Here is a 9,283-nt window from a genome sequence, read left to right on the forward strand (position 1 = left end):
TGGCAAAAGAGGTTGTCACAAAAGGTTTTAAACGCCAACTTATACCTCTGTCGTCTTTCCTGCGAAGGCGGGAATCCACCTCGGGCAGTGGATCCCCGCCTGCGCGGGGATGACGGTATCTACACAAAAGGTCATCCATAATGAATTATAAGAACCTGACACTCGATATACCGGCACCCAATAATCAATCAGCCATGGTGGCTACTCTCTGTCTGAACAGGCCTGAAACCGGTAATGCTCTGAACCAAGACCTTATTACAGAAATGCATCAGGCTTTTGACCAGCTTGAGCAGATGCCTGTTCGTCTTCTGGTGCTCAAAGCCAATGGCAAACACTTCTGTACCGGGGCTGACCTGAACTGGATGAAACAAGCCAAAGGCCTGAGCAAGGAAGAAAACCTTCAGGATGCCCGGAAACTGGCCAGGCTGATTCAGCGGCTGGATCAGTTTCCTGCGCCAACGGTCGCTGTTATTCAGGGTGCAGCCTTTGGTGGTGCCCTGGGGCTGATCACCGCCTGTGATATTGCCATCGCCAGTAAATCAGCCAAATTCTGTCTCAGTGAGGTGAAACTCGGACTTATCCCTGCCGTAATTAGCCCTTATGTCATTCGTGCCATGGGTACACGACAGGCAAGGCGTTATTTTCTCAGTGCCGAGATCATCCCGGCAAAGCAGGCGCTTCGCCTGAATCTGATTCATGAACGGTGCAAAGATCAGGATTTATCGTCAACAGCTGACACCCTTTGTCAGCAGATTATCCAGAATGCTCCTGTTGCAATGGCTGAAGCAAAACAGTTGATCGAAGAGGTAAGTAACAAACCCATTGATGACCATCTGATCGGACTGACCTGTGAGCGAATATCCAGTATTCGCATATCACCGGAGGCACAGGAAGGATTGAGCGCCTTTCTGGAAAAACGTGAACCTGCCTGGAAGGTAGAGCCTTCAGCAGGGGAAAGCCATGATTAAACGCCTGCTGATTGCCAACCGGGGTGAAATAGCCTGTCGTATCATCAAAACCGCCCATGCCCTGGGCGTTGAAACCATTGCCATCTATTCCGATGCAGACCATCGGGCACTCCATACGACAATGGCCACCAAAGCGGTCTATGCAGGCCCAAGCCCTGCCCTTGAGAGTTATCTGGATATTGAAACAATACTGACCATTGCCGGGCAGGAAAATGCTGATGCCATTCACCCCGGCTATGGTTTTCTATCAGAGAATGCTGACTTTTCTGAAGCATGCCTTCAACGAGGCATTACTTTTATCGGTCCACCAGCCTCTGCCATCAGAGCCATGGGCTCGAAAAGCGAAGCGAAAAAAATCATGGGCCAGGCGGGTGTCCCCCTTGTCCCTGGTTACCACGGCGATGACCAATCCCATGAACAATTAATGGCCGAAGCGGATCTAATCAGTTACCCACTACTTATCAAAGCAGCCTTTGGTGGTGGCGGTAAAGGGATGCGGGTGGTCGAAACCAGAGAGACATTAAAACAGCATCTGGATTCCGCCAGACGGGAAGCAAAAAAAGCCTTCGGTAATGACCAGCTGCTGCTCGAGCGCTTTGTCACTAAAGCCAGACATGTAGAAGTTCAGATTTTTTTCGATCACCAGAGAAACGGTGTTTATCTTTTCGATCGTGACTGTTCATTGCAGCGTCGGCATCAAAAAGTGATTGAAGAGGCACCGGCACCCGGCCTTTCGCCTGAACTCAGGGAAGCCATGGGTAATGCTGCCGTGGCTGCAGGACAGGCAATCGGTTATCAGGGGGCAGGCACCGTAGAGTTTCTCCTTGATGGTGATCAATTTTACTTTATGGAGATGAATACCCGCCTTCAGGTAGAACATCCGGTGACCGAAATGGTCACCGATCTGGATCTGGTAGAGTGGCAAATCAGAGTAGCCTCTGGTGAGCCTCTGCCGCTGGATCAGGAGGCTATACACTGCCATGGACATGCAATTGAAGCCCGGTTGTATGCTGAAAACCCAAGGCAGGACTTTCTACCCACCTCTGGTCGTATTATTGCCCTGGAGTGGCCAGCAACCCATGGCAACCTTCGAATCGACACTGGAATTCAGGCCGGTGACAGTATAACGGCCTGGTATGACCCGATGATGGCAAAAATCATCGCCCGTGGCTCCAGCCGTGAAGCGGCTATAAAACAGTTACAGGAAGCCCTGGCCCAATATTATCAGGCTGGTATTTGCGATAACCGGGACTTCCTTACGCACCTGCTAAAAACTCCGGAATTTATTGAAGCCAGACTAAGCACTGACTTTATTGATCAATACCCATTCCCTTCACTGTCACAGGAGCACCAACACCTGCTATTGACTGTTGCGGCTATTTACCAGTTTGAAACCCTGAACCAGCCCCAACCAGTCCACGACCTGCTGATAAAACAGCAGTTTGACTCTACTTTCACTACAGAATCCCTGATTCAGCTTTATCTGGATGAACAGCGCTGGCAGGTCAGCGTCACAAAAAAATCGGATGGTTATCGACTCTGTATTGAAGACAAAGAACTGGATCTGACGGCTGATTTCAAAAAAGAAACGCAGGGCATGTCATGCACAGTCAGCTTTCAAATTGAAGATAAGGACAAAGCACCATTATTAAACTGCCGTATAATTCCCCTGCCAGGGGAATTATTGAAAGTGATCCTTCCGGATATCAGTTACGAAGTTGCACTTCCCGGCCATCCCATAGAACATGAAGAAGATCAGGGTCATTTTCCCATCGCCCCCATGAGTGGCTCAATAACCTGCATTATGGTTACCGAAGGCCAGTCTGTTGATCAGGGTACGCCTCTTCTGGTGATGGAGGCCATGAAGATGGAACATTGTATTACCGCGAAAGAGTCAGGGATCGTTGAGCGGATACTTTATCAGGCAGGAGATCAGGTGGCGGCGGGTTCACCACTGCTGACGTTCAGGGAGTGAGTTTCTGATCAATGATGATTTTGCCACGGAGACACAGAGTCACGGAGGAAAAGCTATTTTTTCTTTACTCTGTGTCTCCGTGGCCATTTTCTTTTAGCGTACTAACGCATAATAAAAAATGGAGAACTAACAAATGTCCAGGGACGATGGTAGTTCACAATCACCGCCAGAATACGCCCGTCCAAAAGCGCTGCCAGAAACGGTAACACTGGTTGAGATGGGCGCCAGAGACGGATTACAAAACCAGCCGAAAGTGCTCTCTGCTGAAATCCGCTCGGAGCTGATCAATCGACTCGCAAAAGCGGGGCTAAAGCGTATTGAGGCAGGTAGCTTTGTTTCACCCAGGGCTATTCCACAGATGGCGGATTCCGACAAGGTCTTTGCTCTGCTTCACCGACAACCCGGTATCGTATACAGCGCCCTGACTCCAAACCTGAGAGGTTTTGAGGCAGCGTTGACTGCGGGTGCTGATGAGGTGGCCGTGTTTGCTTCGGCATCAGAGGGTTTCAGTCAGAAAAATATTAATTGTTCGATATCTGAGAGCCTGAAGCGATTTGAGCCGGTCATGGCAGTAGCACAGCAACATGGCCTGAAAGTCAGAGGCTATGTCTCCTGTGTAATGGGATGTCCCTATGATGGAGATATCCAGCCTTTCGCCGTTGCTGATGTTGCTGATCAGCTCTGGCAGATGGGATGCTATGAAATTTCACTGGGCGACACCATTGGCGCCGGCACGCCCCTTAAAGCCAAAAGACTTCTGGAACACACATCAAAAAATATTCCAGTCCAATCCCTGGCCGCACACTTTCACAATACCTACGGACAGGCTTTAGCCAATATTTATGCACTGCTCGAAGAGGGTCTGTCCGTTATTGATACCTCTGTTGCAGGCTTGGGAGGGTGTCCTTATGCCCCCGGAGCATCGGGCAATCTGGCCACAGAAGATGCGGCTTATATGCTGGAAGGTATGGGAATAAAAACCGTTGTAAATATGGAGGAACTGCTAAAAGCAGCTACATTCATTTGTGACCAATTGGGCATAACTTCAAGATCCAATGTCGGGCTTGCTCTTATAAGCAGACAGCCGTAGCCAGTGGTCTGGTACACGGTTTCAATGGGTTTGACAGGTAGGTTGGGTCGAACGGAGTGAGCCCCAACAATGTTACCGGTGATGCAGATAGTTTGTTGGGGCTCGCATTCGCTCGACCCAACCTACGTCACCTGTCAATTTCAATGAAACCATGTACTTGAGTAACCCCTTACCAACGTTCACCGGAAAAGAGAAACCCAATGACCGCACTGTGGATACCGGATCAAAAAACAATAACATCATCCAATCTTCAGGCATTTATCAACCGTGCAAAAGAAGTCACCGGTTTGCCACTGGCGGATTATCAAGACCTTCATCAGTGGAGTGTCGAAGACCGTCCCGGTTTCTGGCAACTCCTTGCAGAGTTCTACCAGGTCAACTTCCACAACAAACACTCCGCCACCTTAATAAACGACAGTATGCCGGGAGCCCAATGGTTTCCAGACGCAACGCTGAACTATGCAGAACATCTCCTGAAAAGAACGGACAATAAAACCGCCCTTATTTTCAGAGGTGAGAATGGCAGCCGGAGAACATTGAGTTACCAGGCGCTTTATCAATCGGTAGCCGCGGCTCAACAAGGCTTGATTCAAGCGGGTATCAAAAAAGGTGATCGTGTAGCGGCCTTTATGCCCAACTGCCCGGAAACCATCATTCTGATGCTGGCCACCACAGCGCTTGGGGCCATCTGGTCATCCTGCTCCCCTGATTTTGGTATTCAGGGTGTACTGGATCGCTTTGGACAGATAGAACCCAAACTCCTGCTTGCTGTCGATGGCTACTTCTATGGCGGAAAAACGATCAATTGCCTGGAGAGAATTGATAAAATTCAGCAACAGATTCCTTCACTGAAAACCACTGTGATCGTACCTTTTGCCAATCCAAAACCGGATATCAGGCAACTCAGGAACTCCACTCTCTGGCCAGACTTCTGCCAGCAAAGCAATGAAACCGTAAACTTTATTCCTGTCGAATTTAACCACCCTCTTTTCATTATGTACTCTTCCGGTACGACCGGCGTTCCTAAATGCATCGTACATAGCCATGGTGGAACCCTGTTACAACACTTGAAAGAACTTGGCCTGCACACAGACCTTAAAGAACAGGATACGATTTTCTACTTCACTACCTGTGGCTGGATGATGTGGAACTGGCTGGTGTCTTCCCTGGCCATCGGTGCAACGGTTGTTCTGTTTGATGGTTCCCCATTTCATCCTGAACCTTCAACGCTCATTGATATGGCAGAGGCTGAAGAAGTCACCATCTTTGGCACCAGTGCCAAATACATCGCCGCCCTTCAGAAAGCCGGTGTAAAACCAGTCAACAGCCATAACCTGAAGCATCTCAAAGCGATTCTCTCAACCGGCTCGCCACTGCTTCACGAAAGTTATGATTATGTATTTCAGGAGGTAAAGGCAGATGTTCGTCTTTCATCCATTTCCGGTGGCACCGATATCATTTCCTGCTTTGCCCTGGGCTGTCCGATACTGCCGGTATACCGGGGCGAACTGCAATGTCGTGGCCTGGCCATGGACGTTCAGTTTGTGGATAGTGAAGGCACGCCTCTTCTGGAAGAAAAAGGCGAGCTGGTGTGCCAGTCCAGTTTTCCATCCATGCCGGTTGGCTTCTGGGATGATCCGGATGGTATCCGGTATCACAATGCCTACTTTAATGTATTTGAAGGCATCTGGGCCCATGGAGATTATGGTGAACTGACCCGACACGGAGGGGTTGTTATCCATGGCCGTGCGGATGCCGTATTGAACCCCGGGGGGGTACGAATTGGCACTGCAGAAATTTACCGTCAGGTGGAAAAGGTCGAAGAGGTTGTTGAAAGTATTGCCGTGGGGCAGGAGTGGGAAGACGACACACGCATTGTACTGTTCGTTCAGCTACGGGACGGGATTCTTCTCAATGATGAACTGATCCGGAAAATCAGCCACACCATTCGCAGTAATACCACCCCCCGACATGTTCCGGCCAGAATTCTTCAGGTGACGGATATCCCGAGAACCATCAGCGGCAAGATTGTCGAGCTGGCCGTTCGTGAAGTTATCCACAACCGTCCGGTGAAAAATACGGATGCACTGGCAAACCCCGATGCGTTAATGCTCTATAAAAATCGTCCGGAGCTCTCAACATAGAGAGCACTTTACCGTTCCTGACAACATGGCTTGGTAAGGAATTTATCAGGGATTTCCAGCGGATATTAAGGATTTGCATGCAACATGCGCAACGTGCTTCTGGCCAGACAGAGAGTCTTCCGACATCTCAGGAACCCGACGCTGAAAATCCTCTAAAAAAGATGGTGTATGCCGGGCTGACCGATGCACGGAATCAACCTGCGTACAGGGAGTTAAATAATACGGAACTAATTCGAACACATCAGCTCTAAAAGATTCGACAATGACATCAAAACTGGATTCTAAAATGCCTCTAATAAATGGTATACCTGCTCCTGTCAGCCCAACAAATAACACTCCGGACTCCTCACCTCCCAATGTAGCGACCACTTGCCTGTATAATGGGTGCAGATACACAGTACAAAATGACAACCGAAAAACCAAGCTGCTACGCCAGCACAGAAATTACCAACACCCTGACAATAAACCTCCTCTGCAAAGACGCTTGTCCACTGCGAAAGCAGAATACCTCAATAAGCAGGAAAAGCAGGAAATAAATGTGCAAGACTATATTGGCTGCCCTGAAAAGGACTGCTGCTTCATTACAGAGGCTCCTGACAAATTTAAGGACGCCAGAAAAAAAAATAGCCTGAGACATCATAGGATACACGCCCATAATATCTTTTCTCCACTTCCACCCTTGAAAGCACTTCAGCAAGCGAGCGCTAATGTCTTGGGAAAAATGGATTGGGTGATTATACCTGCTCCTGCTCCTGCTCCTGCTCCAGTCAGCCCAACAAATAACACTCCGGACTTCTCACCTCCCAATGTAGCGACAGAAAGCGAAAAAAAAACATTCACTTGCCTGAATAATGAATGTGAATACACAGTACAAAGTGACAACCGCAAAAACAACCTGCTATACATGCACCACAATCGGGAACACTCTGACGCTAAACCTCCTCGGCAAAGTCTCTTGTCCGCTGCGAAAGCAACATTCCTCAAGAATCACGTAAAGCCGGAATTCAATCTGCAAGACTTTATTGGCTGCCCTGAAAATGGCTGCAACTACATTACACAGGATCCTGACAAACTTGAGAACGTCAGAAAAAAAAATAGCATGCAAGATCATAGGAAAAACGCCCATCATATCTCTTCTCCACTTCCACCCTTGAAAGAACTTCAGCAAGCGAGCGCTAATGTCCTGAAAAAACTGGATTGGGTGATATGGGGTTAGCCAGAATTCAATGGGCTGCAGGAGGAACGGTAGCATTCTGCATCCGTAGCTCCACACAGTGAGTTCCGGGTTCAATGGATGATCAGTCTCCCATAACGGTACCTTCACGCCGTGGATCCGCGGCACCCTCCAGCCCTGTTTTTTTAATAACAATGGCGTGCAGGCTACTATTCAGATCACGAACAGAAACACTGTACCCCATCTCTTTGAGGGGCTTTGCCAGCTCTTCTGCGTCGGTTCCGGCTTCAAGCTCATAAAGACCATTCATATTTATCCGGTGGGGGAAATTTATGGCTTCATCCACGGGTAATTTCCAGTCCAGATGAGCGATCAATGTTTTAGCTACATGGTTAATTATACGACTGCCACCAGCGGACCCCAGAACCATATAGGGTTTTCCTTCACGTAAAACAATCGTTGGCGACATAGAAGATAATGGACGTTTACCGGGCTCTATGCGATTGGCCACCGGCTTACCATCGATGGATGGACGAAGAGAAAAGTCAGTCATTGAATTATTCAATAGAAAGCCACGAACCATGAGGCGTGAGCCAAAAGCATTCTCAACACTGGATGTCATCGCCAGCGCATTACCATCACTATCAACAATACTCATATGAGAGGTCGCAGGAAGTTCCGGTGCGTCCCCGGGTGCCAGGGTTACTTTTTCTACCCCGGGAGGTAAGCCGGGCATAACCTCATTCAGGGCCCTGTTGGTTTTAAGCAGCTCACTGCGCTGACGGAGATAGGATTCATCCAACAGTCCCTTCGGCACTTCAACAAAGTCCGGGTCAGCGATATAGAGTCCACGATCAGCAAAGGCCAGACGGGATGCATCCCCGATCAGACGCCAGCTCTGGGGATTATCCTTACCCAGTTCAGCCAGATCAAAGCCCTCAAGCAGCCCGAACATCTGCCCGATGGTCAGCCCGCCGGAACTTGGCGGCCCCATACCACACACGACATCACCACGATAATCCATACAGACCGGAGCACGCTCCCGAACTTTGTAGTCTCTCAGGTCTGCCATGCTCAACATACCGGGCCTGTCTGTTACTGAGCGAACGACCGACACGATATCGCGACCTATTTCGCCCTCGTAGAAAGGCTTAATACCCTGACTGGCAATCAGGGACAGGGTATCGGCAAATAATGGATTCTTCAGGAGGTCACCTTCCTGAATGGGATTGCCCCCGGGAAAAAAATAGTTTTTTGTTACCTCATACCGACTCAGGCGAGCCTGATCCATGGCAACCAGACTGGCCAGTCTCGGAGAAACTCTGAATCCTTCCTGAGCCAGATAAATAGCGGGCTGAAACAAAACCTTCCAATCAAGTTTTCCATGCTGTTGATGCAGTTCATACATTAATTTGAGAATGCCTGGCGTGGCGACAGAATGCCCTCCCACAACCGCATCATAAAACGCCAGTGGTTCACTACTTTCATCGAGAAAAAGGTCTGGCTTTGCTGCGACTGGTGCCGTCTCACGCCCTTCCCAGGTGGACAGTTTTTTTGAATTATTATCAAAATAAACAACTAACCCCACCCCGCCAATACCGGATGACTGAGGCTCTACCAGATTCAATACCAGTTGGGTGGCAATCATGGCATCAATAGCCGAGCCACCTTTTTTGAGTATCTTATAGCCCGCACTAGCGGCATAAGGATTTGCCGCCGCCACCATAAAACGGGAGGATTTGACCAGTTCCTGCTCTGTGTTTCCGGTGCCTGGCTCCGGAGCAATTTCCCCGGGGGAGTCCGTTACCGCCTGTAAGGTATTAACCTGTAACCAGAAGAAGCCAACAACAATCCATGTCATTCCTTTTTTCACGATCCATCCTTTTTTCGCTTTCCAGGTTCCGGCACAGGATGCTGGCAGACAGCGAAACC

General features: G+C 49.2%; 6 protein-coding genes. 5 read left to right on the forward strand and 1 reads right to left on the reverse strand.

Annotation, left to right across the window (positions count from 1 at the left end; genetic code table 11):
- Window positions 1–140 precede the first annotated feature (140 nt).
- From RM811_RS21265 to RM811_RS21285, 5 genes are all read left to right on the forward strand, one after another.
- Window positions 141–968, forward strand: coding sequence for an enoyl-CoA hydratase-related protein (locus RM811_RS21265; RefSeq protein ID WP_402528081.1), 828 nt, complete (start codon window positions 141–143; stop codon window positions 966–968).
- Entirely contained in the window at window positions 961–2,943 is a 1,983-nt protein-coding gene (locus RM811_RS21270) for an acetyl/propionyl/methylcrotonyl-CoA carboxylase subunit alpha (RefSeq protein ID WP_402528084.1), read from the forward strand. Before RM811_RS21265 ends, RM811_RS21270 begins: the two co-directional genes overlap by 8 nt.
- 133 nt (window positions 2,944–3,076) lie before the next feature.
- Window positions 3,077–4,033 (forward strand): hydroxymethylglutaryl-CoA lyase, encoded by a 957-nt coding sequence (locus tag RM811_RS21275; protein ID WP_402528086.1) that lies wholly within the window; start codon window positions 3,077–3,079, stop codon window positions 4,031–4,033.
- Between the two features lie 200 nt (window positions 4,034–4,233).
- On the forward strand, window positions 4,234–6,177 hold the full coding sequence (locus tag RM811_RS21280) for an acetoacetate--CoA ligase (protein ID WP_402528088.1): 1,944 nt from the start codon (window positions 4,234–4,236) through the stop codon (window positions 6,175–6,177).
- A gap of 712 nt (window positions 6,178–6,889) precedes the next feature.
- Entirely contained in the window at window positions 6,890–7,393 is a 504-nt protein-coding gene (locus RM811_RS21285; protein ID WP_402528091.1) for a hypothetical protein, read from the forward strand.
- Between the two features lie 82 nt (window positions 7,394–7,475).
- On the opposite strand, the gene ggt is transcribed toward RM811_RS21285, so the two are convergent.
- The coding region (ggt, locus tag RM811_RS21290) for a gamma-glutamyltransferase (protein WP_402528094.1) at window positions 7,476–9,283 on the reverse strand (1,808 nt) is incomplete at its 5' end.

The organism is Endozoicomonas sp., from assembly GCF_031844845.1.
Taxonomy (GTDB): domain Bacteria; phylum Pseudomonadota; class Gammaproteobacteria; order Pseudomonadales; family Endozoicomonadaceae; genus Endozoicomonas.